The organism is Nonomuraea roseola (assembly GCF_039535395.1).
Classification (GTDB): domain Bacteria; phylum Actinomycetota; class Actinomycetes; order Streptosporangiales; family Streptosporangiaceae; genus Nonomuraea; species Nonomuraea roseola.
In genome coordinates this window covers 3,150,875-3,174,602 of record NZ_BAAAXC010000015.1, presented here as the reverse complement: position 1 = coordinate 3,174,602, position 23,728 = coordinate 3,150,875, and the positions used below count along the sequence as shown (strand labels likewise).

Below are 23,728 nucleotides of genomic sequence, written 5' to 3'. Positions count from 1 at the left end.
GACGGGGCGTCATGGCGTCCGGCCGGACAGGAGGAGATGACACAGGGAGGCGTGTTACGACGACGTAAGCGGTAGTGCCAGGTATACCTCCGGCTCTCGCTTCCGCGCCCGTGTGCCCGAGGGCGGCCGTCGGTTGAATGAGGCGCATGACGATCGCCGATGCACCGCAGACCGCCGTGGACCACCGCGCCACCCTTCCTGGACCGTGGGTCGAGGGCGTGAGCCTGATCCTCGGCCCGCTGCTGCTCCTCGCGGGGGCGCTGGCGCGGATCGGGGAGGCCGACTTCTTCCCCGGCCAGCTGGCCGCCTACGCCGCCGAGCCTGGCCGGATGGTCCTCTCCTACAGCCTCTTCGCGGCGGGGACCGTCCTGCTGTGGCCCGCCGTGACCTCGCTGGCCCGCGGGATCGGCGTCACCTGCCCCGGCTGGGCCAGGTGGGGCGTCACGCTGGTGGTTCTCGGGCTGTTCGGCCGGGTCTTCCACGCGGGGGTGAGCCACCTGGCCTTCCAACTGGTCGACGCCCTCGGTCTCGAGGCCGCGCAGAAGGCAGTCGCCTCGACCTACGGCGCCTTCCACGTCTTCAAGGCGGTCAACGTCTTCATCATGGGCGGCTGGATCGTGCTCGCGGTCGGCGCCTTCCGCGCCAGGGCCATGGGCACGGGGGCCGTCGGCGTGGCGCGGTGCGTCGCGCTGGCGCTCGCGGCCGGGCTTCCGCTGGGCGTGCTCAAGGGCAGCAGCGACCCGATCTCCTTCGCCGCCCTCCTCGGCCTCGCCTTCGCCCTGGTCCCCCTCGGCGTCACCGTCCTGCGGCAGGCGCCCGCGCCCAGGTGGTGGGCCGTCGCGCTGACGATCGCCCTGGTCCCCGCCGCCTTCTTCCTCGGCGTCTCCGGCTGACGACCGTCTCGATGGACACCCGGGCGCGCCGAGCCACCTCGTGGCTGGTCATATCCATAAGCCTTTATGACTGTAAGCGCTTTCACAGTAATGTGCGAAAGCGCTTACAAGGCCTTCTACGCCAGTCGGCCGAAGACCGTGTAAAGAGAAGGTGAAACAAAAGCGCCGACAGGACGTCTTCGATTCAGGCCACCGTCGGCAGCCTGCGGTCCAGCCCGGTGGTGTGCAACAGCTGGGCCATGTACGGCAGTGCTCCCGTCAGCGCGAGCGTGATGCCCATCAACCTGGCGCGACGCTGGATGCCCACCAGGACACCGAGACCCGAGGTGTCGCAGAACGACACTCTCGACAGGTCGAGGACGAGCAGGCTGGAGCTGCGGCGCAACTCCCCCAGCAGCCGCTCCCTCAGGGCGGCGCTGCTGAAGATGTCGATCTCGCCGGACAGCCGGACGGTCGTGGTCGAGGCCGAGGCGTCGAAGACGTTCATGGGTGCTCCGATCGGAGAGGATGAGACGCCTGCGCGGACCTCGTGCACGAGATCGACGAGCCGCCGTCGGCGGCGTGAGGCGGTGAAGCGGCACCGGCGTCGTGATCGCCTGCTCAGAGGCCGGAAAAGACCGGGAAAATGGCCGGATAATCGTCTGTCGCCGCGGGCGACGCGAGCCTGAATGCCAACGCACGAAATGTCCTCGGTCCCCGAAGTCTACCTTGGGAGCGGTCCCGCGGCGGCGGCCCGCGGGAATGCTCGAACCGGCTCGTCCGTTATACGTTGCAGCCGGATTATCCGTGCACGTGGTTTGCTCTCGCACGCTCGTGGATGGCATGGGTGTGCCCCTGTTTCGTCGAGAGATGGCGCGGTACCGCCGCTGTGACAACCGGTCGGCGGAGCGCGAGCCTGCGATCCGCCCTCATCTCGGGCAAGGGAGAGACCACATGGCACAGGGAACTGTGAAATGGTTCAACGATGACAAGGGGTTCGGCTTCATCGCCGTCGACGGTGGTGGTCCTGATGTCTTTGTGCACTTCTCCGCGATCGACGCGGGCGGCTTCCGCAGCCTCGCCGAGGACCAGCGCGTCGAGTTCGAGGTGAGCCAGGGTGACAGAGGCCCTCAGGCGCAGGCCGTACGACCTGTGTGAGTTCCGGCCGCGTGGCGGCCGGGACGCCATGAAGCCCTTCCCATCCCATCGTCGATCGGACCTGCCATGATCATCGTCAGTACTCGACAACCCGGCCTCAAGGCGGGCGCTCGGCCTCTTCCCTCCGACGCCACCGTCGTCCGTCTGCACGGCGACATCGACATCTTCACCAGCCCCGCCCTGCGCGACCTGTTGATCCACGCGCTCGACCAGAGCACGGGCGCACTCGTGTGCGACCTCACCGATGTCGTGTTCTGCGACAGCTCAGGGCTGGCCGTCCTGGTCGGCATGCAGCGCCGCGCCCGCGCGCGGGGCGTCGACTTCGGCGTGGCCTCGCCCCGCCCCTACATGGTGACGCTGCTGCACCTCACGGGTCTCGACCGCAGCCTGCCCCTCTACGGCAAGGCCACGACCCTCGTGCCGCCGCCGCGTCCCGCCAGCAGATAGACCTCACCCTCTGGCGTACGACGCCAGATGGTCGACGTCGACGAAGCCCGCCGTGTCGAACAGCGACCGGGCGGGTAGTGGCTCGCCCTCGGCGTAGAGCACGATCTCCCTGGCTCCGTTCGCGTAGAGCAGCGCGAGAGCCCGGTCGAGCACGGCCTTGTCGAGCGCGGCGTCGTCGTGGGCGGTGTCCATGCCGAGCCACCACAGCACCCCCACGCCGTGGGAGGGCGTTCCCGCGACCGCCTCGACCCCGATCTCGTGCTCGGCGACGCTCAGCCACCATCCCGACGGCCGCAGGCAGGCCGCCACCCTCACCAGCGGACTGGTCTGCGCCAGCCCGAGTCCTCTGACTCCGCGGTGCAGGTAGCGCCATGAGTCGCGGCCGGCGAAACCCGCGTGTTCGAGCACCTTGCGCGTGGTCGCGCGGCGGACGCCGGGGAGCGCGCCGAGCCCCGAGGTCAGCGCCGAGGCGACGGTGAACGCGTGGACGAAGGAGCACCCCTCCAGACAGTCGAGAGCCCGCTGGACGAGAGCTTCGATCACGGTCATGTTCTCGCTCCCGTGCAGCCACAGGATGAGTCCCGCGGCGTCGCGCGCCCTGGTCGTGTAGGAGATCACGCCGACCACGTCACCGGAGTCGTCGATCAGCACCTCCGTGCGGGGTGGGTCGAGCTCGGCCCAAGGCGACGGATTGTCCACGCACGTCCCCTCGACGGCGTCGGCGAGCATCTGCCTCGAGCACATGGGCTGCCCCGGCAGCCGGTCGGCGTTGACCAGCGCGAGAACCGCCGTCTCGTCGGCCTGCGTGTAGGCGCGCGTCATGGCGAGCCTGGTCTCCGAGGGCGGCGTCTCCTCGGCGGCGCCCCTCGACGCGAGGAGCTCCGCCGCGCAGGTGCCGTTGGCGGGGCGCGCGGCGGCCGCCATCATGGAGGCGGCCCGCGTGGCGGTGGTCTCGGGCGGGACCACCAGCAGGAGGAAGCCGTCGTGGCCGCCGCGGATCACCGTGATCGTCCCCATCGGCGAGGGGAAGTCACCGATCCTGAGGAACCGTCCGGCGATCATGAGGCTGGACGGCACGTCGTCCCATGCGTCGTGGTCGACCCTTACGCGGAGGATCGTGCCCAGTCGACGGCCCAGGTCGGTGACGAGGGCGGCGAGCTCGCTGCGCAGGTCGTGGGAGCGAGGCCACCAGGCGCCGTGCAGGACTCCGTCACGGGTCTCCGTCGGCTCCAGCACCAGTCGCACGCCGGCAGAGTCGGTGGTGTGGTTCGGCATCATGACGTGCCGCCTGTCTTCGACTCGTGAGGAGTCGATTGCTGACCGGGGCCTGCGTCGATGCGAATGCCGGCGCACGGAACTTCTCGGTACTGCCACTCTACGCCTGTCAGCGTCTGGCTGGATTTGCCGCTCGACTGACTACGGAGCGTGTTCGCGGGGTAGCTGATCCCGTATGCCGACAGATGTCATCACGCTGATCACCAGCGATCACCGCAAGATCGAGGCCCTCTTCGAGCGGCTGCAGAGCAATCGCGACAGCAGGACGGCCGACGTGGCCGAACTGGCCGCGCTGCTCACCTCGCACGCGCGCGCGGAGGAGGACAGGGTCTATCCCGTGATCCGCGAGGCCGCCCCCGCCGAGAAGGGCGAGGTCCACCACGGCTTCGAGGAGCACAAGGAGGCCGAGATCCTCCTCCACAAGCTCAAGGCGGCCAAGCCGGACAGCCCCGACTTCGACAGGGTGCTCATGCAGCTCGTCGAGTCGGTCACCCACCACGTCGAGGAGGAGGAGAACGAGATCCTGCCCGCCCTCGCCGAGGCGGTGGGCACGAAGCGGCTCCAGGAGCTGGGCAGGGCCTTCAAGGAGCGCAGGGACCAGGAGATGCTCGCGCTGAGCGTGCCCGCGCAGAAGGCCGCCCCCGCGCGGAAGGCCGGTCGCCCCGCGCCCGCGCGGAAGGCGACCCGGGTGCCTGCGCAGAAGTCGAGCGCCGAAGGGGAGCTCACCAAGGAGGAGCTCTACGAGAAGGCCAAGGCCATGGACCTTCCCGGCCGGTCGAGGATGACCAAGACCGAGCTGGAGGCCGCGGTGAGCAAGCGCTCCTGAGCCGCGCGGGGTCCGGAGGCGCATCGGCTCGTCCGCGTCTGTCGCGACGACTGGTTCGACCTCTCTCGGGTAGCTGGTCAGGGTACCAATGGCTCCCAGGGAGGTCTGCCATGGACACCCCTCGTACCCCGGCCCGCACCTCGCCGGTGCAGCTCGCCTCGCTCGTCGTGGGCGCGGTGTTCCTGCTCGTGGGCGTGCTCGGCTTCATTCCCGGCGTCACCAGTGACTACGGTGACCTGCGGTTCGCCGGCCACCACTCCGACGCGCTCCTGCTCGGCGTGTTCCAGGTCTCGATCCTGCACAACATCGTCCACCTGCTGTTCGGCGTCGCCGGCATCCTGCTGGCCCGCACCTGGGCAGGCGCCCGCAACTTCCTCATCGGCGGAGGGGTCATCTATCTGCTGCTGTGGCTGTACGGCATGGTCATCGACCGTGACAGCGCCGCGAACTTCGTGCCCGTCAACGTCGCCGACAACTGGCTGCACTTCGTCCTGGGCGTGGGCATGATCGCCCTTGGCTTCCTGCTGACGAGGGGCCGGGTGCCCACCGCTCGCAAGCACTGAGGATCAGCCGCCCATCCGGCCCTCCTGCTGGCGGTCCGTCTCCATGCCGCTCATCGACGCGCCGCCGTCCTCCGTACGGCCTGCGAGGCAGGGCGTGTAGTAGCGGCGCAGCCAGGCCGCCAATCCGTCGAGCCCTGGCAGGAGCACTCTCTCGGTGATGTTGGCCTGGTCGAGCCGCCCCCTGATCTCGGCCTTGACCTCGGGAGGGATCGACCACGCCCACCACAGGTCCTGGTGCTTGCCGAGCCACTGCTCGACCTGGAACTCGGGGCAGGAGATCACCGACAGCACCGACGACTGGTTGACCACCCGCTCGTCCAGTGACGGCGGCTCGAAGAAGGCCAGGAAGGGCTCGTCGCCCAGCGCGTCGAAGCTCGCGAGGTCTTTCGCCTCCCTCGCCAGCATCTCGGTGGTGAAGAGCAGCGCTCCCTCGCGGTCGAGCATCACGCGCAACGGTTCGGGAAGCAGCCGGTGCGCCGCCGCGCAGTCCACCGCCAGCAGCACGCCGTCGTCGGCCGGCCAGGAGGCGGTCGCGAAGTGCAGGGCCACCAGCGGCGAGAAGGTCCAGTCCAGCAGCCGCGTGGGCAGGCCGTGGTGCTGGCCCAGCGCCAGCCAGTCCCACACCGTCGGGCCCGGCGTCTGGCGATGGGCGTACTTGCGGAAGTTGCGAATCAGGTGCGGCTCGAGGACGGCGTAGTCGCCCTGGAGCCTGGCCAGCCCCGACACATGCGAGTAGCTGCTCTTGGCCAGGCCACGGAAGACCAGCGTCGAGTGCGCGTGGCCCGAACCGTGCCTACGGTCCACCCCGGCGATCGCGTCGTCGAGCTCTCTCCACGACGACACCTCGACCATTCCCATCGGTCTCCGATGCCCCAGCTCTCCGGCTCCACACCTCTGATCAGGCAGATCACTCAGTGATGCGCGCGGCGAGGGCGTGGGTGAGCGCCTCGAGAGCGGTGGCGCAGACCCGCAGATGACGACCGGCGCCGGTGATCTCGACGAGCCTGGCCGGTTCGGGCTGCAGCGCGGCCAGATAGACCGCGCCTCCGTGGCCGGCACCCGCGCGGTGGGCGTCGAGCACCACCCGAAGGCCGCTGCTGCCCATGAACGTCAGCTCACCGAGGTCGAACACGAGATGGTCGGAGAGCCGTCGGCGGGCCTGCAGCACGAACGCCCGGAGTTGCGTGTCGTTGGTCACGTCGAGCTGACCGCCGACCTGGATCAGGGTGACGCCCGGCAGTTGCTGACACGACAGGCTCAACGCCTCCAACTGGACCTCCGGTGGGGGGAGCGCACGGGCGCACGGAGAAGATCCCACGGGCATGACCATCAGGGATGGTACTCGCCCTCGCTTCGTCTGTGAGGTCCACACAGGATGTTCATAGGATTCGGTATCGGATATTTCGGTCCTTACCATAATTGGCATGCGAGCGATCATCATCGGACACAGGGGTGCGGCAGGTCACCGCCCCGAGCACACCGCGGGAAGCTACGAGCTGGCGGTGGCCATGGGCGCCGACTGGATCGAGCCCGACCTGGTGCCCACCAAGGACCACGTGCTGGTCGTCAGGCACGAGAACGACATCTCCTCCACCACCGACGTGGCCCGACATCCCGAGTTCGCGGGACGCCGCACCACCAAGGTGATCGACGGCCTCGAGGTGACCGGCTGGTTCACCGAGGACTTCACACTGGAGGAGCTCAAGACCCTGCGGGCGGTCGAGCGGCTCCCCGAGCTGCGCCGGCGGGCCACCGTGTACGACGGCGTCCACGAGGTGATGACCTTCCAGGAGGTGCTCGACCTGGCCGAGCGACTGTCGCTACGGCACGGGCGCGAGGTCGGCGTGTTCCCCGAGACCAAGCACCCCACCTACTTCAGGTCGATCGGACTGCCGCTGGAGGAGCCGCTCATCGAGACGGTCGCCTGCGGCCGGCAGGAGCGGATCGTCATCCAGTCGTTCGAGCCTTCCAGCCTGCGCCGGGTGGCCAAGGAGCTGCGGGTGCCGCTCTGGCAGGCGCTCGGCACGGCGGGCCGGCCGTACGACCTGGAGGTGGCGGGAGATCCGGCGACCTACGCCGACATGATGCGTCCCGAAGGGCTCGCGAGGATCGCGGAGTACGCCCAGTGGATCGGTCCCGACAAGTCCTCGGTGATCCCGCTCGGGCCCGACGGCGCCTCAGCGGCGCCCACCACGCTGGTGCAGGACGCGCACGCGGCGGGGCTCAAGATCGGTGTCTACACCTTCCGCAACGAGAACCGCTTCCTGCCTGCCGAGCTGCGGCGAGGGCCGCTGCCCTGGGACCACGGCGACGCGCCGGCCGAGTACCGTGCCCACCTCCGCCTCGGGGTGGACGCGTTCGTCACCGACTACCCAGACACCGCCGCCGTGGCGATGACTTGACCTTCCACAGGAGCAGAAAAGGCGGACATCCGGGCATTTCCCTATGAAAGCCTGATGGGGGTGCGGTCATGGTCGACAGGGCAGAGGCGCGGCGGATCGCCGCGGAGGGCTGGATCTACGGCTTCCCGATGCTGATGAACTACCGGACCATGTACAAGCAGGCGATCGACGTCGACGATCCCCACTACGTGGGCGGGTTCGGCCGCTTCCGCCACTACGCCGAGCCCTTCACCCCGCACGACATCGACGTGACGCTGCCGAACAGCGACACGCCGTTCTCGTGGGCGTGGCTGGCCGTGCGGACCGAGCCGTACGTCCTGACGGTGCCGGCCATCGACCGCTACTACGTGCTGCCCTTCCACGACCTCGACACCTCCTACATCGGCTTCGTCGGATCCAGGGCGACAGGCAAGGGCCCTGGGACCTACCTGATCGCGGGTCCCGACTGGGACCGCTCCACCCCCAAGGGCGTCGACCAGGTGTTTCGCGCCGACAGCTATCTGGTCGGCGTGCTCGGCCGTACCTATCTGGCCGGTCCCGGCGACGTCAAGGCGCTGCGCGCCGTCCAGCGGAGCTACGATCTGCGCCCCCTGCACACCTACCTCGGCACCGTGCCGCCGGCTGCCGTGAGCCACCCTCACTGGCCCGTCTGGCGCGAGGACGTGCTCGACAGCGTCGAGTTCTACACCTACCTGGACTTCCTGCTGCACTTCTTCCCCGTCCTTCCCAGCGAGAAGGGCATCCGCGACAGGCTGGCCTCGATCGGCGTGGACGGCGCGGGCAATTTCTCCCCCTCGCCCGAGCTGCGCGAGGCGCTGGACCAGGGCATCGCCGACGGCAGGGACGCGCTGGAACAGGCCGACTCCTCCCCCGACCACTCCGCGAGCTGGTTCGGCACCCGCGCCCAGCACGGCGACCACTACCTGACCCGCGCGGTCGGCGTGGACAAGGGCCTGTACGGCCTGCCGCCCGAGGAGGCCTTCTACGCCGGATGGCTGAAGGACAGCGAGGGCGAGAGACCCGACGGCTCCCGCAAGGACTACGTCATCCACTTCCTCCCTGGACAGCTGCCGCCCGCGCGGTTCTTCTGGTCGGCCACGATGTACCACCTGCCCGAGCGGCTGCTCGTGGAGAACCCCATCGACCGCTACTCGATCGGCGACCACACCCCCGGCGTGGTCTACGACGACGACGGCGGGCTGACCCTGTACGTCCAGCGCGACCGCCCTGCCGAGGGCCAGAGCAACTGGCTGCCCGCCCCCGACGGCCCCTTCGTCATCGTCATCCGCATGTACGGCCCCGCCCCCGAGGCACTGAGCGGCGAATGGCGCATCCCAAGGCTCACACCACGCTGACCAGTCATCGACGCGGCGACAAGGACCGCTAGCTCGGCGACGGCGAGAGGGCGGGTCCGCGCAGGGCCAGGGCCAGCGCGCCGAGCCCGAGGCAGAGGCCGACCGTGCCCGCGGTCATCAGCGCCACGTCCTGGCTGCCGATCAGGACGCCCGACAGCAGGACGGCGAGGGCGACGGCCACGCCGACCCTGCGCAGGACCGCGGCCAGCACGACGAGCAGCACGATGCCCGCCAGGTAGAGCGAGGGCACGAGACCGTAGAACAGGACGGAGACGCCGGGGTAGGCCTTGAACCCCGCGCTCACGGCGCTCATCGCCTCGCGGTGACCTGCCTGGAAGCCGACGGCCAGGTCGATGACCATCTGGCCGACGAAGCCGCCGACGCCCACCAGTGAGAGCGCCGTGAGAGCGCCCGAGGCGAGCTTGACGCCGGTGCCCGACCCTTCGCTCACCAGGCGGCCGAGCGTCAGGATGACCGGCACGAACGCGACGTAGGCGGCCAGGTAGAACACGTGCCCCGCGGTCCACACGGCCAGCGCCTCGGTCCACGGGAGCGAGTGGCTGTAGGGGACCCAGGCCAGTTTCATGACGGCCCAGCCGGCCAGGAGGAGGAGCGGGGCGGCGACGAGCGTGGCCACCGCGGTTCTGTTCGTCATGGTTGAAGTTTCGCGGGCCCGTATCCCCCGGCCCATCGGGGACTTCCCCGGCTGACCCCGAGTCCGTCCCCTACAGGACGGGCGCGGGGACGTACGATCAGCCAATGACCGAAAAGACCGAAACGGCGCCAGGTTGGCTTGCTCCCGAAGAGCTGGAGTCCATGCGGGAGCGCTTGCCGATCCTGTACGTCGACGCCGTGCCGGTGCGCCTCGACGACACCGGCATCGTGACCCACGTCGGCCTGCTCCTGCGTATCGGCTCGGACGGCACGGTCAGCAGGGCACTGGTCTCGGGACGGGTGCTCCACAACGAGCGGGTCCGCGACGCGCTGCTGCGCCACCTGGAGAAGGACCTCGGCCCCGTGGCGCTGCCGCACATCCCTGCCTCGCCCCAGCCGTTCACCGTCGCCGAGTACTTCCCGACGCCGGGTGTCACGCCGTACCACGACGCGCGCCAGCACGCCGTCTCCCTGGCCTACATCGTTCCCGTCGTCGGCGACTGCCGCCCGCGCCAGGACGCGCTCGACCTCGTCTGGTTCACGCCGGAGGAGGCGGCCTCGCCCATGGTGCAGCAGGAGATGACCGGCGGGCAGGGTGTGCTGCTGAAGCAGGCGCTCGCGCACGTCGGCAGGCTCTACTGACCTCTCAGCGCTGATCCGGCCCGAGCAGGGCGCGCAGCGCCGCCTCCCCCGCCTTCCTGCGCCCGACCGCGTCCTGCCGTACGGGCTCGGAGTCGGGCCCGCAGGCGTGGACGCTCTTCACGCTGAGGCAGCCGCGCGGCGTGTGGTCTCCCGTCGTCAGTTCGACGATCCCGAGGGCCCACCCTCCATGCTCGGCCGTCTCGTCAGCGAAGGCTGGTGAAGAAGGCCCGCACGTCGCTCGCGAGGACCTCGGGCACCTCGTGGGCGGCGTAGTGGCCGCCGGTGTCGTAGGTGTTCCACTGCGCGATGTTCTTGTGGTCGCGCTCGGCGAAGCGGCGGATCGACTGGAAGTCGTTGGCGAAGCCGGCCAGCCCGATCGGCACGGTGGTCGGCTCCACCGGGTGCTCGGCCTTGGCGTCCTCGAAGTACAGGCGGATGGACGAGCCCGCGGTGCCGTAGAACCAGTGGATCGCGATGTTGGTCAGGGTGAAGTCGCGGTCGAGGTGGCCGCCGATGAGCTGGCCCATCCAGCCGAGCAGCCCGGCGGGCGAGTCGGCGATGGCGTGGGCCAGGGTCTGCGGCGACTGCGACTGGAGCTGGTTGAAGGCGCCCATGTTCTCCCAGAACCACTGCAGGTGCGCCATCGCCGCCTGCTCCTGCTCGGTCAGGTCCTGCAGCTCGGCGGGGTCGCCGGAGGGGAAGGAGAAGATCTGGGTGACGTGCACCCCGACGACGTGCTTGGAGTCGACCCTGCCGACCTCGGGCGAGACGAACGAGCCCCCGTCGTTGCCGACGGCGCCGTAGCGCTCGTAGCCCAGGCGGGCCATCAGCTCGGCCCACGCCTTGGCGATCCTGAAGCGGTTCCAGCCCTTCTCCTTGGTCGGCCCCGAGAACCCGAAGCCGGGCATCGAGGGGATGACCAGGTGGAAGTCCTGAGAGAGGTCCTCGATCACGTCGAGGTACTCGACGACCGTGCCGGGCCAGCCGTGCGTGAGGATCAGGGGCAGCGCGTCCTGCTTGGCGGAGCGCACGTGGATGAAGTGGATGTTCTGCCCGTCGATCTCCGTCGTGAACTGCGGGTGGGCGTTGAGCTTGGCTTCCCACGCGCGCCAGTCGTAGCCGGTGCGCCAGTAGTCGACCATCGACCTGACCCACGCGACGCTCACGCCGTAGTCGGAACCCGCACCCTCGACCTCGTCGGTGAAGCGGGTCAGAGCCAGCCGCGCCTGCAGGTCGTCCAGGTCGGCCTGGGGGATCTCGACGCGGAAGGGGCGAATCTCAGCCATGACGGTTCCTCTCGAACTTTTCGGAACGGTTTGTTCTGTTCCAACTATAGCAGAACGGAATCATCCATTCCATAGTTGTTGATAGAAAGCCATCAGACCCACCAGCGCGGCGCCCCAGCACAGGAAGCCGCCGTAGGTCAGGCAGATCACCCACAGGTCCGCGCTCCCCGGCGCAGTCGGAAGTTCGGCCAGCCCCGCGAGCGCACCGACCGTCGTCACGGCCGCGGGCAGACCCATGGAAAGCAGGCCGACACCGCCGGCCCAGCCCGCCGTCAGCACCATCCAGCGCGGCACCCAGCCAGCCAGGCCTGAGATCAGCGCGATCGCGCACAACGAGCCGAACACCGGAATCGTGACGCTCGGATCGGCCAGCGGGCTGTACCAGTGGTGCTCTCCCGACAGCCCCGACTCGACGTATCCACCGACCGGCCAGCCGAGCGCCCACACCGCCTTCAACACCGCGTACGGCAGTGGCGCCACCGCCGCCATCCAGCCGAACCTGCGAAACCACCTGCGCGCGGCCTCCACGTCCACCGACTCGGAGCCAGTCCTTCGCCGGAAGGACCAGACCGCGACGACGAGCGTCCCCACGCCCGCCAGCACGATGAGCTGACCCGCGAAGAGCGCCCAGTACGGCTCGCCCGCCCAGCCGGGCAGCCCCGTAAACCAGAAGAGCACACGAAGCAGGCCGAGCAGCAGGATCTGGCCGCCCAGGCACAGCAGGACAAGTGCGGCGACCAGGGTCGTCACGAGCAGGCCCGTCCTCGGCAGGCGCCGCCCGAAGGGCCGCACGGTGGCCAGCGCCAGCACCGCCACCGCGATCAGCGCGAGCACGCTCCCCCACCCGGCCAGGGCGTCCAACTCGGGCAGCGGCCTGGTCTCGCACGGATCGGCGGCGGTGGCCTTGGCCGCCTCGGTGGCGTCGCAGCGAGCGGCGAGCCAGTCGCCGCCCATCGTCCAGTAGGCGCGAAGTCCCGCATAGGCCAGCGCCCAGGCCGCGGCGGCATATCCGGCGACGAGTGTTCTTGATCGCATGAGCCCACGGTCCCGCCGTTGAGGCCCTCTACGCGTCTGCCCTGCGGCCAGAGAAGATGAGACCTCAGGCAGACGCGGGGGCTCCGCTCCCGTTCGTAGACTCGGGCCCATGTCATCGCTGCCTCGGCTCAGGACGCGGCCGGCGGCCGCGGACGCCGCCCTGGCCGCGCTGGTGGGCCTGCCACTGATGGGCTGGACCTGGCTCGTGCTCGGCGCGGGCCCTGCGCCTGAGCCTCTCGTGGTCGCCGGCGCGCTGCTCGCGACGGCCGCGATGGCCTTTCGCCGCACCACGCCGCTGTGCTCCTTCGCCCTGGTCTCCGCCGGGTGCGCGGCCATGCTGGCGGCTACGGATCTGCTGCTGCCGCCACCCATGCTGATCTTCCCCTGGTCGCTCTACTCGCTCTGCGCGAACGGCCCGCGGGCGGCGTCGGCGGCGGGAGCCGCCACGGCCGTGCTCGGATCGGCTGCGGTCGGCGCGCGGTTCTGGCTGGAACCCCGGCAGGCCGCGGGTCTGCCGCCCTCCTTCGTCTTCCTCTTCCTGCTCGCCGTCAGCATGGTGGCCTGGAGTCTCGGCTTGTGGCGCAGGACGCAGCGCGCGTACCTGGCCTCGCTCGAGGAGCGGGCGCGCAGGGCCGAGGCCGACAGGGAGGAGCGCGCCCTGCGAGCCGTGACCGAGGAGCGTGCGAGGATCGCCAGGGAGATCCACGACGTGGTGTCGCACTCGCTGTCCGTGGTGATCAGCCAGGCTCAGGGCGGCACCTACGCCGTGCGCGCCGACCCCGGTAGAGCGGCGGGGATCCTCACGACGATCGCCGACACGGGGCGCCACGCGCTGGCCGACATGCGCGGCCTGCTGGGCGTGCTGCGCGCCGACGCGCCGCTGGAGCTGGAGCCTGCCGACGCCCAGCCCACGCTGGCGGAGCTGCCCCAGCTGCTCCAAGGGGCTAGGGCCGCGGGGCTGGAGGTGACGTTCCTGTGCGAGGGCGCCGAGCGGCGGCTGAGTCCCGCCGCCGAGCTGGCGGTCTACCGGCTGGTCCAGGAGTCGCTGACGAACACGCTCAAGCACGCGGGACACGGACATGAGGCCATGGTGCGGCTGGACTGGGAAGCCGCCGAGCTGATGGTGCGGGTGGAGGACGACGGTCCTGGCCTACCTCGCGAGCACGGCACCGTGGGCGGGCACGGCCTGGTGGGCATGCGCGAGCGCTTCGTCGCCTTCGGCGGCGCGGTGAGTGCGGCCCCTTCGGCGTCGGGCGGGTTCCACGTGGTGGCCCGCCTGCCGTACCTGCCGATGAACACGGCGAAGGGGCGGGAGTGACGATCAGGGTCTTCCTCGTCGACGACCAGGTGATGGTCAGGGCGGGTTTCGTCATGGTCGTCGAGGCCCAGGAGGACATGACGGTCGCGGGCGAGGCGGGCGACGGCGCCGAGGCGCTGGACAGGCTCGCCTCCGCCCGAGCCGACGTGGTGCTGATGGACGTCAGGATGCCGCGCATGGGCGGGGTGGAGGCGACCCGCCGTCTGCTCGCCCGCCAGGGCCCGGCGCCCCGGGTGATCGTGCTCACCACCTTCGACCTCGACGAGTACGCCTTCGCCGCGCTCCGCGCCGGGGCCAGTGGCTTTCTTGTCAAGGACGCGCCGCCCGAGGACCTGCTCGCGGCGATCCGCACCGTACACCGAGGCGACGCGGTCATCGCCCCCTCCACCACGCGACGGCTGCTCGACCACGTCGCCGCGGACCTCCCAGTGCCGGGCGACGGACCGGATCCGCTGGCCGCGCTGACGCCGAGGGAGCGCGAGATCCTCCAGCAAATCGCGCTGGGCCGCTCCAACGCCGAGATCGCCGGCCTGCTGTTCGTGTCGGAGGGGACGGTCAAGACGCACGTCGGCCGCGTACTGGCCAAGCTCGGGCTGCGCGACAGGATCCAGGCGGTGATCTTCGCCTACGAGAACCGTCTCGTCAGGGCGCGAGGATGAGGCCGGGGTTCAACTCGGCTTGGCGCGCACGTGCATGCGCTCGCCCTGCCGGCCGAAGAGGGGCGCTGGAGTCGGGGCTCAGCGCCGCGCGGGCCGTCCACCTGGCAGCGTGACGGCGGCGTAGCGGCGCAGCCATGCCGCGGCCTCCGCCACGTCGGCGGAGGCCATGGCGCAGGCGGCCAGATGGGCCCGCACCGAGTCGCGCAGCCATGGCGGCGCCGCCCCCGCCTCCTCCAGCCTGGCCTCGATCGCACGCAGCCGCTCGGCGCACTCGGACAGCGCGAGCGCGTCCTCCTGCAGGACGGCGGCGTGGCCGGCGATGTCCTCTGGTACGGCGCTCATGCCGGTGCTCCGTTCAGCCGGTCGACAGGGGGACTGCGGTGTCCGTCAGGCTCTGGCGGCGCGGAGCCGTCACGCACAGCAGGGGGCGGGCGCCGTCGAGGCCCAGCTCGCCCAGCCGGAGGGCCAGCGGGTGCTCCGATCGGGCGACGGCCAGCCGCGCGCTCGGCGCGGGATGCAGGCGCGCCCAGCCACGGGCCCGCACGCAGGCGCGCAGCGTGGCCGCCTGCCCGCTCACGTAGCCGACCAGGTCGCGCTCGCCGACCGGCGCCCACGGGCCGAGCCGTCCACGCAGTCGCAGCAGGCCGCCGACCGCGACGTCCACGCTCCCGCCCGCGAGCCCGAAGCCCACCGGCAGCACGTACGGCTCGCCGCCCCACAACAGGGAAGCCGCGCCCACGACGCCCTTGGCGTCGACCACCGAGCCCGCCAGGTGGAGGCCGGAGCGCCGCCGGTCGGCCCCGCGCAGCAGGTCGGGCCAGACCAGGAGCGACCGCGAGCGCCAGGGATCGGCGACGACGACCCCGAGATGGAGCTCGCGGTAGGCGCCGAGGCTGCTGCGCCTGTTCCACGCCGCGTGCACGACGACGAGAGCCCTGCCGCCGACCCTGACCGCCCGGCCGAAGCCCGTCCCCTCCAGCAGCAGGTCCGCCGCCGCGGGGTCGGCGCCGAACCACGCGGTCAGCGCGCTGCCGTCCTGGCACCTGACCGGAAGCTCGACGCCCTCCTCCACGCGGGTGGGCACGGTCAGGAAGGGGAAGCCCTCGGGGTGGGGATCCCGGTCGAACAGCAGGTAGGCCTGCTCACGCACGACGGGACCCCGGTAGGCGGACAGGGCCGTGTCGATCCGCCCGCGCTCCTCGGGCAGGTCGGCCACCAGGTTGGCGAGGTAGTGCTCGATGCTGTGGCAGAGCGGGAACAGGTGGGTCGAGTCGAAGTAGTCGACCACGTACCAGTCGGGGTGCAGGTCGAAGCAGCCGCCCGCGCCCTGGCCGTCGAGGGTGGGGATGATGTCGTGCTGGTTGGTGACGCTCGCCACCCAGGTGCGGGGGTCGGCGGGCCGCTTGAAGTCGACGGGCGCGCCGACGGCGACGACGTGGGTGACGGTGTGACGGGCGCAGAACCCGGCGTCCTGCGCGAGGTTCATGATCGCCGCGCCGCCGGCGCTGTGCCCGATGAGAGCGACCTCGGCGCCCTCGGGCAGGCCGTAGTCCTCGACCGCCCTGGTCAGCGCCCGGCTGTAGGGGCTGCTGTCGAGGACGGCGCTGCTGAAGGCGCCGAGCAGGTCCTGCGGCGAGTCGTTGTCGGGCCTTCCGGCCCGCATGCCGGGGGCCTGGACCACGTGGCGCACCACACCGTCGGGGCCTTCGACGCTCTGGATCAGGACCCTGCCCGTGGTGCCGAGCTCGGCGATGTTGCCGAGGAAGGCGAGCAGCGAACCCTCCCTGCCGAGGCGCCCTTCCACCCGGACGCGGCGCGCCGCGCCCTCCCCCTTGTCGAGGACCGCCACGGCCCTGTTGCTCATGCCGGTGATCGGGTCGGCGTTGGCGAAGCCCTTCCCCGTCGCGATCAGCCAGGCGGCGTCGTCGTTGAGCGGGTTCTCGTCGAGCAGCGCCCGCAGGGCGAGGACCTCGCCGAAGACCGGCGCCAGCTGGCTGAGCGCGCGCACCGCGCCGCGGTCCTTGAGCAGCGCGCGCAGGGCGCGGACCGCCTCGAGATCGCGGTCGGCCGCCGCGGCCTCGATCAGCCTGCCCAGCATGGGGTCGGCGACCAGCTCGGGATGGTCCAGGGCGACGGCGGCGATCCTCAGGCGCAGCGAGGTCGCCAGGACGCGCACGGCCAGGCTCTCCGTCCCCGCCATCGCGCCGATCTTGGCGGCGACGCCGGCGATCCTGCCTCCCGTGAACGCGCAGCCCAGGCCGTCGGGGTTGGTCAGCGCTCGCAACAGGGCGCTGTGGGTGAGACAGGCTGCGGTGAGGGCGCGCGGCATCGCCGCCAGGGTCGCGCGGCCGGTGAGGGCGGCGGTGGCGTGGGCCGACGCCTCATGCACGCGGATGCCCACCTCGACGAGGTCGCGCGCCGCCGCCCGCAACGCCTCGCCTGCGGCCTCCTCCCCCTGATCGCGCCCTGCCCCTGGCGCGGGACCCGGTGGAGAGGCGGAGGTCACGGGTGTCCCAGCCGGGTCATGGCGACGCGGCGGGGTGTGGGGTCCTCGGGGGTGTTGCGGCGCACGACGTCGGCCAGCCTCCTGGTGGCCGCGATGATCCTCATGCCCTGGGGCGAGAAGGTGGCGGAGTTGAAGATCCGGGGGGCCAGCAGCGGGTTGGTCAGCGCCTGGGAGAAGGCGTCGATGGCGATGATCTTGGTCAGCAGCGGCGGCAGCATCGCGTCGGGCGAGCCAGGCTCCTCGGCGAACAGCCCCACGTAGAGGTCGAGGTCGTCCACGCTTCTGTAGAGCGACCTCAGCCCCTCGACCACCCGAGGATCCCCCGACACGTGCTCGAACCTGCGGACCCTGGGGAAGCGGCAGTGCTCCCTGTAGCTGTTGTAGGGCGCGAGGGCCAGCGCCCGCGAGTCGGCGATGCTGGCGACGTCCACCTCACGCAGCAGCGGGTCGGTGTTGAACAGCCCGATGCGCCCGGCCCGCTGCCTCGAGGCCTCCTCGAAGAGCCTGGCGAGCCCCGCCTCGGGCACGAGCGGGCCGCCGAGCAGCGTCTGCGCCATCGGCAGCTCTCTCCCGCCGACCGTGAGCGTGGAGGGGATCAGGGCGTGCCAGCGGTAGACGAGGTTGAACTCCACCGAGGCCCAGTTCTCGCGGTGCCAGGGCGCGCGGGCCAGCGCGGCCGGCAGCCGGGGGTCCATGGTGAAGCGGAAGTGGTAGGGGGTGATGTGGTTGATGTACTCCTCGACCACCAGCTTGATGAGCACCACGATGAGGATGTTGCGCGCCGTCTGGAAGAGCCTCTCGTCGTCCCAGCGCGGATGGTTGTCCGCCAGCACGCGGGCCACCCTGTTGTGCTCGCGCAGGAACAGCACCGTGAGCATGGTGAAGCCGATCTGGATGTTGCCCCTGTCGCTGCCGGTGGCGAACAGGGTGTCGCGCTGGGCCTCGGTGAGCTCGCCGAATCGGATCACGCTGAGCGCGGCGAACTCCGGCTTGATCTTGCCGTGTTCGCACAGGTGGGGAGGGAACTCGCCGCCGTTGATGATCTGGCTCTTGAGCCGCCCGCCCTCGAAGGTGCGCAGCGCGGCGGTGGCCGCGGGGTGCAGGCCGTACACCTGGTTGAGGTCGATGTGATGGTTGGAGGTGTTCTTGCGCGGGTCGCGCGGCACGTTGGTGTCGCCGCGCAGGAAGCCGTCGGTGAACCACTGGGCGAAGTAGGCGAACAGCACGGTGGAGCGCGGGCAGGGGATCATCTCCTCGCCCCTGGCGAACAGGCTCGCCGCCTGCTCGGGGGTGGGCCTGCCCTCGTCGCCGTGGTGCGGCGCCACGTGCCTGCCGCTGTAGGTGCGGTCGGTGAGGGAGGCCCACGAGGTGTAGTCGGCCATGGTGCTCAGCGGCTCGGGCCTGGGCGGCATCTCGCGCACGGCGAGGTCGATCAGCGCGGAGTTGACGCGGCGCCTGAGGGGTTCGACGCTCTGGACGAGCTCCCAGAACGGCCGCCCGCGCGTCAGTGCCAGGAACCTGAGCCTGTTGACGGCTCCGTCGGTGGCGATGCCGCGTGCTGTCATCACGCCTCCAACCCGAGGACGAACCGGTCGGGGAAGATCCCGTCGGCGCGGGTGACGCCTTCGATCACCCGCACGCCCCGCCGCAGCAGCAACCGCCGTACGGCTTCGCAGATGATCGCCCTGGCCGGATGCACGCCGAGGCACGCGTGATGGCCGTAGCCGAAGAACAGCTGGTGGTGGCGTGGACGGTCGAGACGGAACTCGTCGGGCTCGTCGAGCACCGCCGCGTCGAACATCGCCGAGGCGGGCGCGGCCAGCACGAACGTGCCCGCGGGGATCACGGTGCCCGCCAGCTCATAGTCGCGCTCGCAGATGCGGGGAAGCAGTTTGAAGAACGGGTTGAACCGCAGCGCCTCCCACACGTAGCGGTCGAAGTCGTCGTCGGTCACGGCCCGAGCGAGCACCTCGGGGCGCAGCAGCAGCTGCTCGGTCGCCTCCACCATCGCGCCAGGGCCGCTCTCGACGAATCCGAGCGGCAGCCCCGCCATGTTGACGACGACCCGCTCCTCGTCGAGGCCGCTCGCCACCAGCCTGGCGAACACATCGCCCGAAGGGCCCCGCCCGGCTTTCCGCGCCTCGAGCTCAGCGCGCAGATAGGCGGTCATCTCCGCGCCCGCCTCGACCGAGGCGGCCTGGACGGCGGGATCGCCGAGGTAGTTGGCGAAGCAGTCGGTGATGATGGTCCTGGTCCATCGGGACAGCGTCTGCGGATCGGGGCCAGGCAGGCCGAAGTACTGCGCGCACACTCCCAGCGCCACGGGCCTGAACAGCTCGTGGACCACCTCGATCTCGCCCCGCGCCGCGGCCGCGTCGAGCGCCTCGTCGGCCAGGCGGCCCGCCAGCTCGCGCACCCCCGCCACGTCGCCGGGGTCGAGCACGAACTGCATGATGCCCTTGTCCCGCCAGTTCATGGCGGTGGCGTCCCTGCCGAGCATGAAGGGCCCGCCCAGCGCCGCGTCGAGGCGAGGGCCGAAGGCCCGGACGGTGAAGACCTCCTCGCGCGAGAGCACCTCGGTGACGTCGGCGAAGCGGGTCACGACCGTGAGGACGGGGGTGGCGAAGACCGGCCGCCGCTCGCGCAGCTCGGCGAACAGCTCCCGCCACTCGGTCCGCATCCACTCCCTGACCAGGCCGAACGCGGCCATCGGGTCGCGTGCCAGCGTCTCGTCGTACTTCTCCAGATGGCCCATGTGGCTATGGAGCCACATACTGGGGTGACTACCCAATGGAGTGTTATGACTCCCGTGAGTGATTGATTCGTGGCTTCCAGGCAACTGACGTGATGTGGGAGACGCCCGTTGAATCAGGGACGTGAACCCGGAGACCGTCTCGGTCAGCACTGGCCGACGCACCGCCTACCTGGTCGTCCTCGTCCTGGCGCCCCCGCTGCTGCTGGCGCTCGCGGTGCCGGCGGTGTGGGGGTGGGGCATCGGCGTACGCGATGTGCTCATCGCGGTGGTGATGTACCTGGTCAGCATCTTCGGCATCGCCATCGGCTACCACAGGCTCTTCACCCACAGGTCGTTCAGGTGCGCCAGGCCGTTGCGGATCGCGCTCCTGCTCGCGGGCGGGATGGCGGTGGAGGGTCCCGTCACGCTGTGGGCCGCCGAGCACCGCCGCCACCACAAGTACGCCGACAGGCAGGGCGATCCCCACTCCCCCTGGTGTTACGGCGACAGCGGCCTGGCCCTGCTGCGCGGCATGGCGCACGCGCACGTCGGCTGGTTCTACAGCGCCCGCCTGCGCTCCAACCGCAGGCACTGGGTGCCCGACCTGCTGGCCGACCCCGACGTGCGGCGGTTCGACGCCTGGTATCCAGGGGTCGTGGCGCTGTCGTTCGCGCTGCCCGCGCTGGCCGGCGGGCTTCTGTCGATGTCGTGGGCGGGCGCGTGGACCGGGTTCTTCTGGGGCGGCCTGGTCCGCTACGCCGTCGTGCACCACGTCACCTGGTCGGTCAACTCCGTCGCCCACACCTTCGGCGAGCGGCCGTTCACCACCAGGGATCGCTCCTCGAACGTGCGATGGGTGGCGATGCTGACGCTCGGCGAGGGCTGGCACAACTGGCACCACGTCGAGCCGACCTGCGCCAGGCACGGGGTGCTCAGGGGCCAGTTCGACCCGAGCGCGCGGCTGATCCGCTGGTTCGAGCAGGCCGGATGGGCCTACGGCGTGCACTGGCCCGACCCCTCCCGCCTGGCCGTCAGGGTGACGACGAGGCAGCGACCGCCGGGCTAGAGGAGCCTGCGCAGGAACGCCTCGGCGGTGGCGAAGCCCGCGACGACGTCCGCGGCGGGCCGCCGCTCCCTGACCATCCCCACCGCCTGGCTCGCGTAGATGTAGGCGAGGTCGAAGTCCTCGTCCGCGCGTGCCTGCGCGAGCACGGCGACCGCCTCGTCGTCGAGTTCCTCCTACCTGCCCTCCCACTGGTCGAAGAAGGCGTTGCGGAGGGCGCGGCCGCCGTACTCGGGTGGCCAGCCGAGCCGCTGGGCCACGTCGAAGACGCGCCCGTAGGCGGTGGAGGTCTCGTCCGCGGCCAGGATGCGCTCCAGCGCGGCCGCCGGCACGGTCGCCTCCTGGCAGGCCATGAAGGCGGTGCCTGCCCACGCCCCCTCGGCTCCGGCCGCCAGCACGGCGGCCAGCCCGCGCCCCGTGGCGATGCCGCCCGCGGCCAGCACCGGGATCCGCACCGCGTCGAGCACGCCTTCCAGCAGCGGCAGGGTGGCGACGTCGTTGCGCCCGTGGCCTCCGCCCTCGCCGCCCCTCGCCACGACGGCGTCGACTCCCGCCTGCTCGGCCGCCCGCGCCTCGTCCGTGGTGCCCGCCTGGGTCACCACGGTGATGCCCGCCTCCTGGAGCGGCCCGACGTAGCGGGCGTAGGGCCCGAAGCTCACCGACACCAGCGCGGGCCTGGCCGCCAGCACGGCGTCGAACTGCTCAGGGTTGCCGGGCAGCACCCACGCCATGAGCCCGACCCCGTACGGCAGGCCGCTCCCTGCCGCTACGGCCGCCTGCTCGGTGATCCACTGCGCCGGGGCGGAGGCCGCCACGCCGATCATGCCGAGCGCCCCCGCCCGCGAGATCGCCGCCGCGAGGCGGCCTCCACTGATGCCCGCCATCGGCGCCCCGACGAGAGGCACCGCGCGGTCGAAACGATCAGTCAGCCACGTTCTCATCACATGACCCACCATGCCCGATGTCGCGGCTGATGGTGGCGATGGTGTCGTCGACCCACTCGATGGTGGTGCGCACGTGCCTGAGCCCGTGGTCGAGCGCGTACCGGCCGAACGCCTTGCTCCCGTGCTCGTCGCAGAGCGTCTCCAGCATCGCGACCTTCTCGACATAGCGCTCACGCACGCGTTCCAGCGCCGCCACCGCGTCCACGGGGTCGAGCACGGGCAGCAGGAACGCCTGCAGCGCGCTCTCGCTCCTGACCGTGAGACTCGGCGTCTGCTCGAGGAGCCATCCGCGCAGCTGCGCCGAGCCCTCCGGCGTGATCGCGTAGACCTTGCGCCCCCTGGCCCCCTCGGCCTCGACGGTGACCAGCCCGTCGGCGGCCATCTTCACCAGCTCCGGATAGATCTGGCTGTGCCCGGCCTGCCAGACGTAGTTGAGCGTGGACTCGAACGATTTGGCCAGGTCGTAGCCGCTGGACGGGCCCGAGGCCCGCAACAGGCCGAGCAGTGCGATCCGTAGGGACATGCGCCCAGGATACCTAAGTTTTGACATGTAAATTCTTACATGTCAGGCTCGACATATGCTGCTCCTCCTCGCCGTACTCGGCGGCATGTTCCTCGCCATGCTCGATCAGACGATCGTGGGCACCGCGCTCCCTCAGATCACCGCGGACCTGGGCGGCACCGGGCTGTACACCTGGGTCGTCACCGCCTATCTCCTGACCTCCACCGTGACCGTCCCCCTGTACGGCAGGCTCTCCGACCAGTACGGCCGCAAGCCGCTGCTGCTCATCGGCGTGGTGGTCTTCCTCGCCGGGTCCGCGCTGTGCGGCCTGGCCCAGGACATGCCCCAGCTCATCGCCTTCAGGGCGCTGCAGGGCCTGGGCGCGGGCGCGCTGCTCCCGCTCTCGCTCGCGCTGGTCATCGACCTGTTCCCGGCCGAGCGCGGCGCGAAGGTCCAGGGCGCGATCGGCGGCGTGATGGCGCTGAGCTACCTCGCGGGACCGTTCCTCGGCGGCCTCTTCACCGACTACGCCAGCTGGCGGTGGGCCTTCTACGTCAACGTGCCGATCGGCGTGGTGCTGATCGCGATCATCGCCTGGCGGCTGCCGTACCTGAAGGGCACGGGCCGGGTCAGGCCCGACTACCTCGGCATCGCGGTGTTCACCGTCGCGATCACCGCGCTGCTGCTCGGCCTGACCGAGAAGGGCCTCGACGGCAACGACTGGACCTCTCCCGCGGTCGCGGGCCCGCTGCTGGGCTCGCTCGTCGCGCTGGTGGCGTTCGTACTGGTGGAGCTGCGGGCCGAGCACCCGATCATGCCGATGGAGCTGTTCGCCGACCGCACCTACGCGATCGTCAACGTGACCTCGTTCTTCACCGCCTTCTGCATGTACGCGGGGGTGGTCTTCCTGCCGCGCTACTTCCAGGAGGCGCTGGAGCTCAGCGCCACGGAGTCGGGCCTGCGCGTCTATCCGCTGATGCTCGCGATGGTGTTCGGCAGCGGCCTCGTCGGCGCGGTGATCTCCAGAACGGGGCGCTACAAGCCGTCACTCGTCGTCGCGCCGTTCCTGCTGGCCGCAGGCAGCCTGCTGACCGCGAACCTCGCCCTCGGCACCTCGGGCGTGGCGCTGGCCGCCTGGATGGCGCTCATCGGCCTGGGCATGGGCCCGATGCTCTCGGGCCTGACCGTCGCCATCCAGTCCTCGGTCGCGCCGCGGCACATCGGCACCGCCTCGGCCAACCTGACCTTCTTCCGCCAGATCGGCGGCTCGGTCGCGCTGGCGATCGGCGGCACCGCCTACGGCTCGGTGGTCGCCGCCGACGCGCCCGTGCACGGCCTGCCTGCCGCGCACGCCGCCGCGTCCGCCACCGTCATCCCCTGGCTGGGCGTCTCGGGCGCGGTGATCGCCCTGATCGCGCTGCTCGCCCTGCCGGGCGGCGCCGTCGTGCGCAGGCAGGCCAGGCCCCTGGTTACCGCCGACAGCTGAC

At 70.8% G+C, this 23,728-nt stretch carries 26 protein-coding genes; 12 read left to right on the top strand and 14 right to left on the bottom strand.

Features of this window, described 5'->3' with window-relative positions:
* Positions 1-146 precede the first annotated feature (146 nt).
* Entirely contained in the window at positions 147-893 is a 747-nt protein-coding gene (locus tag ABFX55_RS38460; RefSeq protein ID WP_346128053.1) for a hypothetical protein, read from the top strand.
* Positions 894-1,077: 184 nt separating this feature from the next.
* Here the strand turns inward: ABFX55_RS38460 and ABFX55_RS38455 are convergent, their stop codons facing one another.
* Positions 1,078-1,380, bottom strand: coding sequence for an STAS domain-containing protein (locus ABFX55_RS38455; RefSeq protein WP_346128051.1), 303 nt, complete (start codon positions 1,378-1,380; stop codon positions 1,078-1,080).
* A gap of 446 nt (positions 1,381-1,826) precedes the next feature.
* On the opposite strand from ABFX55_RS38455, the gene ABFX55_RS38450 reads away from it, so the two are divergent.
* Together ABFX55_RS38450 and ABFX55_RS38445 are read left to right on the top strand one after the other, a co-directional pair.
* The gene (locus tag ABFX55_RS38450; RefSeq protein WP_346128050.1) at positions 1,827-2,030 is read left to right on the top strand and encodes a cold-shock protein; all 204 of its coding nucleotides are present in this window, start codon (positions 1,827-1,829) and stop codon (positions 2,028-2,030) included.
* Positions 2,031-2,096: 66 nt separating this feature from the next.
* The gene (locus tag ABFX55_RS38445) at positions 2,097-2,477 is read left to right on the top strand and encodes an STAS domain-containing protein (protein WP_346128048.1); all 381 of its coding nucleotides are present in this window, start codon (positions 2,097-2,099) and stop codon (positions 2,475-2,477) included.
* A gap of 3 nt (positions 2,478-2,480) precedes the next feature.
* On the opposite strand, the gene ABFX55_RS38440 is transcribed toward ABFX55_RS38445, so the two are convergent.
* A complete protein-coding gene (locus tag ABFX55_RS38440; protein ID WP_346128047.1) occupies positions 2,481-3,722 on the bottom strand; it encodes a DUF5994 family protein in 1,242 nt (413 codons plus the stop codon).
* Between the two features lie 205 nt (positions 3,723-3,927).
* Between ABFX55_RS38440 and ABFX55_RS38435 the strand changes: the two genes are divergently transcribed.
* Together ABFX55_RS38435 and ABFX55_RS38430 are read left to right on the top strand one after the other, a co-directional pair.
* The gene (locus ABFX55_RS38435; protein ID WP_346128045.1) at positions 3,928-4,578 is read left to right on the top strand and encodes a hemerythrin domain-containing protein; all 651 of its coding nucleotides are present in this window, start codon (positions 3,928-3,930) and stop codon (positions 4,576-4,578) included.
* A 110-nt stretch (positions 4,579-4,688) separates the two neighbouring features.
* Positions 4,689-5,141 (top strand): DUF4383 domain-containing protein, encoded by a 453-nt coding sequence (locus ABFX55_RS38430; RefSeq protein WP_346128043.1) that lies wholly within the window; start codon positions 4,689-4,691, stop codon positions 5,139-5,141.
* A gap of 3 nt (positions 5,142-5,144) precedes the next feature.
* Here the strand turns inward: ABFX55_RS38430 and ABFX55_RS38425 are convergent, their stop codons facing one another.
* Positions 5,145-5,999 (bottom strand): FRG domain-containing protein, encoded by an 855-nt coding sequence (locus ABFX55_RS38425; RefSeq protein ID WP_346128041.1) that lies wholly within the window; start codon positions 5,997-5,999, stop codon positions 5,145-5,147.
* A gap of 49 nt (positions 6,000-6,048) precedes the next feature.
* The gene (locus ABFX55_RS38420) at positions 6,049-6,411 is read right to left on the bottom strand and encodes an STAS domain-containing protein (protein ID WP_346128039.1); all 363 of its coding nucleotides are present in this window, start codon (positions 6,409-6,411) and stop codon (positions 6,049-6,051) included.
* Positions 6,412-6,565: 154 nt separating this feature from the next.
* Between ABFX55_RS38420 and ABFX55_RS38415 the strand changes: the two genes are divergently transcribed.
* Positions 6,566-7,543 (top strand): glycerophosphodiester phosphodiesterase family protein, encoded by a 978-nt coding sequence (locus ABFX55_RS38415; protein WP_346128038.1) that lies wholly within the window; start codon positions 6,566-6,568, stop codon positions 7,541-7,543.
* A 68-nt stretch (positions 7,544-7,611) separates the two neighbouring features.
* Positions 7,612-8,898 carry a DUF1254 domain-containing protein gene (locus ABFX55_RS38410; protein ID WP_346128036.1) on the top strand — a complete coding sequence of 429 codons (1,287 nt, stop codon included), beginning with the start codon at positions 7,612-7,614 and terminating at the stop codon, positions 8,896-8,898.
* A 28-nt stretch (positions 8,899-8,926) separates the two neighbouring features.
* On the opposite strand, the gene ABFX55_RS38405 is transcribed toward ABFX55_RS38410, so the two are convergent.
* Positions 8,927-9,553, bottom strand: a complete 627-nt coding sequence (locus ABFX55_RS38405; protein WP_346128034.1) for a hypothetical protein — start codon at positions 9,551-9,553, stop codon at positions 8,927-8,929.
* 104 nt (positions 9,554-9,657) lie between these two features.
* Here ABFX55_RS38405 and ABFX55_RS38400 point away from each other — a divergent pair, with 104 nt between their 5' ends.
* A complete protein-coding gene (locus ABFX55_RS38400; protein ID WP_346128032.1) occupies positions 9,658-10,194 on the top strand; it encodes an NUDIX hydrolase family protein in 537 nt (178 codons plus the stop codon).
* A 203-nt stretch (positions 10,195-10,397) separates the two neighbouring features.
* On the opposite strand, the gene ABFX55_RS38395 is transcribed toward ABFX55_RS38400, so the two are convergent.
* Positions 10,398-11,480: an epoxide hydrolase family protein gene (locus ABFX55_RS38395; RefSeq protein WP_346128031.1), complete on the bottom strand. Its 1,083-nt coding sequence runs from the start codon at positions 11,478-11,480 to the stop codon at positions 10,398-10,400.
* A gap of 60 nt (positions 11,481-11,540) precedes the next feature.
* On the bottom strand, positions 11,541-12,515 hold the full coding sequence (locus ABFX55_RS38390; RefSeq protein ID WP_346128029.1) for a hypothetical protein: 975 nt from the start codon (positions 12,513-12,515) through the stop codon (positions 11,541-11,543).
* A gap of 109 nt (positions 12,516-12,624) precedes the next feature.
* On the opposite strand from ABFX55_RS38390, the gene ABFX55_RS38385 reads away from it, so the two are divergent.
* Together ABFX55_RS38385 and ABFX55_RS38380 are read left to right on the top strand one after the other, a co-directional pair.
* On the top strand, positions 12,625-13,833 hold the full coding sequence (locus tag ABFX55_RS38385; RefSeq protein ID WP_346128027.1) for a sensor histidine kinase: 1,209 nt from the start codon (positions 12,625-12,627) through the stop codon (positions 13,831-13,833).
* On the top strand, positions 13,830-14,492 hold the full coding sequence (locus tag ABFX55_RS38380; RefSeq protein ID WP_346128025.1) for a response regulator: 663 nt from the start codon (positions 13,830-13,832) through the stop codon (positions 14,490-14,492). Before ABFX55_RS38385 ends, ABFX55_RS38380 begins: the two co-directional genes overlap by 4 nt.
* 78 nt (positions 14,493-14,570) lie before the next feature.
* Here the strand turns inward: ABFX55_RS38380 and ABFX55_RS38375 are convergent, their stop codons facing one another.
* The 4 genes from ABFX55_RS38375 to ABFX55_RS38360 are packed head-to-tail and all read right to left on the bottom strand — an operon-like array spanning position 14,571 to position 19,753.
* Positions 14,571-14,834 carry a hypothetical protein gene (locus ABFX55_RS38375; RefSeq protein WP_346128024.1) on the bottom strand — a complete coding sequence of 88 codons (264 nt, stop codon included), beginning with the start codon at positions 14,832-14,834 and terminating at the stop codon, positions 14,571-14,573.
* 13 nt (positions 14,835-14,847) lie between these two features.
* On the bottom strand, positions 14,848-16,998 hold the full coding sequence (locus ABFX55_RS38370; protein ID WP_346128022.1) for a hypothetical protein: 2,151 nt from the start codon (positions 16,996-16,998) through the stop codon (positions 14,848-14,850).
* Positions 16,995-18,563: a peroxidase family protein gene (locus ABFX55_RS38365; protein WP_346128020.1), complete on the bottom strand. Its 1,569-nt coding sequence runs from the start codon at positions 18,561-18,563 to the stop codon at positions 16,995-16,997. Before ABFX55_RS38365 ends, ABFX55_RS38370 begins: the two co-directional genes overlap by 4 nt.
* The gene (locus ABFX55_RS38360) at positions 18,563-19,753 is read right to left on the bottom strand and encodes a cytochrome P450 (RefSeq protein ID WP_346128018.1); all 1,191 of its coding nucleotides are present in this window, start codon (positions 19,751-19,753) and stop codon (positions 18,563-18,565) included. Before ABFX55_RS38360 ends, ABFX55_RS38365 begins: the two co-directional genes overlap by 1 nt.
* Before the next feature lie 121 nt (positions 19,754-19,874).
* Here ABFX55_RS38360 and ABFX55_RS38355 point away from each other — a divergent pair, with 121 nt between their 5' ends.
* A complete protein-coding gene (locus ABFX55_RS38355) occupies positions 19,875-20,798 on the top strand; it encodes an acyl-CoA desaturase (RefSeq protein ID WP_346128016.1) in 924 nt (307 codons plus the stop codon).
* Here ABFX55_RS38355 and ABFX55_RS38350 read toward each other — a convergent pair.
* From ABFX55_RS38350 to ABFX55_RS38340, 3 genes are read right to left on the bottom strand one after another with little or no spacing between them, the layout of a single operon-like run.
* Positions 20,795-20,944 (bottom strand): hypothetical protein, encoded by a 150-nt coding sequence (locus ABFX55_RS38350; protein ID WP_346128015.1) that lies wholly within the window; start codon positions 20,942-20,944, stop codon positions 20,795-20,797. The genes ABFX55_RS38355 and ABFX55_RS38350 overlap by 4 nt on opposite strands.
* A 27-nt stretch (positions 20,945-20,971) precedes the next feature.
* Positions 20,972-21,736 (bottom strand): nitronate monooxygenase, encoded by a 765-nt coding sequence (locus ABFX55_RS38345; RefSeq protein WP_346128014.1) that lies wholly within the window; start codon positions 21,734-21,736, stop codon positions 20,972-20,974.
* Positions 21,717-22,262 carry a PadR family transcriptional regulator gene (locus ABFX55_RS38340; RefSeq protein WP_346128012.1) on the bottom strand — a complete coding sequence of 182 codons (546 nt, stop codon included), beginning with the start codon at positions 22,260-22,262 and terminating at the stop codon, positions 21,717-21,719. The genes ABFX55_RS38345 and ABFX55_RS38340 overlap by 20 nt, the downstream gene beginning before the upstream one ends.
* Positions 22,263-22,317: 55 nt before the next feature.
* Between ABFX55_RS38340 and ABFX55_RS38335 the strand changes: the two genes are divergently transcribed.
* Positions 22,318-23,727 (top strand): MDR family MFS transporter, encoded by a 1,410-nt coding sequence (locus tag ABFX55_RS38335; RefSeq protein WP_346128010.1) that lies wholly within the window; start codon positions 22,318-22,320, stop codon positions 23,725-23,727.
* Position 23,728: the final 1 nt, after the last annotated feature.

What these genes read in the sequence shown, in the direction of transcription:
- ABFX55_RS38365 (WP_346128020.1), bottom strand. Translation starts at nt 18,563, where the DNA reads ATGACAGCACGCGGCATCGCCACCGACGGAGCCGTCAACAGGCTCAGG.
- ABFX55_RS38425 (WP_346128041.1), bottom strand. Translation starts at nt 5,999, where the DNA reads ATGGGAATGGTCGAGGTGTCGTCGTGGAGAGAGCTCGACGACGCGATC.
- ABFX55_RS38450 (WP_346128050.1), top strand. Translation starts at nt 1,827, where the DNA reads ATGGCACAGGGAACTGTGAAATGGTTCAACGATGACAAGGGGTTCGGC.
- ABFX55_RS38375 (WP_346128024.1), bottom strand. Translation starts at nt 14,834, where the DNA reads ATGAGCGCCGTACCAGAGGACATCGCCGGCCACGCCGCCGTCCTGCAG.
- ABFX55_RS38405 (WP_346128034.1), bottom strand. Translation starts at nt 9,553, where the DNA reads ATGACGAACAGAACCGCGGTGGCCACGCTCGTCGCCGCCCCGCTCCTC.
- ABFX55_RS38400 (WP_346128032.1), top strand. Translation starts at nt 9,658, where the DNA reads ATGACCGAAAAGACCGAAACGGCGCCAGGTTGGCTTGCTCCCGAAGAG.
- ABFX55_RS38385 (WP_346128027.1), top strand. Translation starts at nt 12,625, where the DNA reads ATGTCATCGCTGCCTCGGCTCAGGACGCGGCCGGCGGCCGCGGACGCC.
- ABFX55_RS38430 (WP_346128043.1), top strand. Translation starts at nt 4,689, where the DNA reads ATGGACACCCCTCGTACCCCGGCCCGCACCTCGCCGGTGCAGCTCGCC.
- ABFX55_RS38345 (WP_346128014.1), bottom strand. Translation starts at nt 21,736, where the DNA reads ATGAGAACGTGGCTGACTGATCGTTTCGACCGCGCGGTGCCTCTCGTC.
- ABFX55_RS38435 (WP_346128045.1), top strand. Translation starts at nt 3,928, where the DNA reads ATGCCGACAGATGTCATCACGCTGATCACCAGCGATCACCGCAAGATC.
- ABFX55_RS38460 (WP_346128053.1), top strand. Translation starts at nt 147, where the DNA reads ATGACGATCGCCGATGCACCGCAGACCGCCGTGGACCACCGCGCCACC.
- ABFX55_RS38395 (WP_346128031.1), bottom strand. Translation starts at nt 11,480, where the DNA reads ATGGCTGAGATTCGCCCCTTCCGCGTCGAGATCCCCCAGGCCGACCTG.
- ABFX55_RS38340 (WP_346128012.1), bottom strand. Translation starts at nt 22,262, where the DNA reads ATGTCCCTACGGATCGCACTGCTCGGCCTGTTGCGGGCCTCGGGCCCG.
- ABFX55_RS38410 (WP_346128036.1), top strand. Translation starts at nt 7,612, where the DNA reads ATGGTCGACAGGGCAGAGGCGCGGCGGATCGCCGCGGAGGGCTGGATC.
- ABFX55_RS38415 (WP_346128038.1), top strand. Translation starts at nt 6,566, where the DNA reads ATGCGAGCGATCATCATCGGACACAGGGGTGCGGCAGGTCACCGCCCC.
- ABFX55_RS38445 (WP_346128048.1), top strand. Translation starts at nt 2,097, where the DNA reads ATGATCATCGTCAGTACTCGACAACCCGGCCTCAAGGCGGGCGCTCGG.
- ABFX55_RS38335 (WP_346128010.1), top strand. Translation starts at nt 22,318, where the DNA reads ATGCTGCTCCTCCTCGCCGTACTCGGCGGCATGTTCCTCGCCATGCTC.
- ABFX55_RS38390 (WP_346128029.1), bottom strand. Translation starts at nt 12,515, where the DNA reads ATGCGATCAAGAACACTCGTCGCCGGATATGCCGCCGCGGCCTGGGCG.
- ABFX55_RS38360 (WP_346128018.1), bottom strand. Translation starts at nt 19,753, where the DNA reads ATGGGCCATCTGGAGAAGTACGACGAGACGCTGGCACGCGACCCGATG.
- ABFX55_RS38455 (WP_346128051.1), bottom strand. Translation starts at nt 1,380, where the DNA reads ATGAACGTCTTCGACGCCTCGGCCTCGACCACGACCGTCCGGCTGTCC.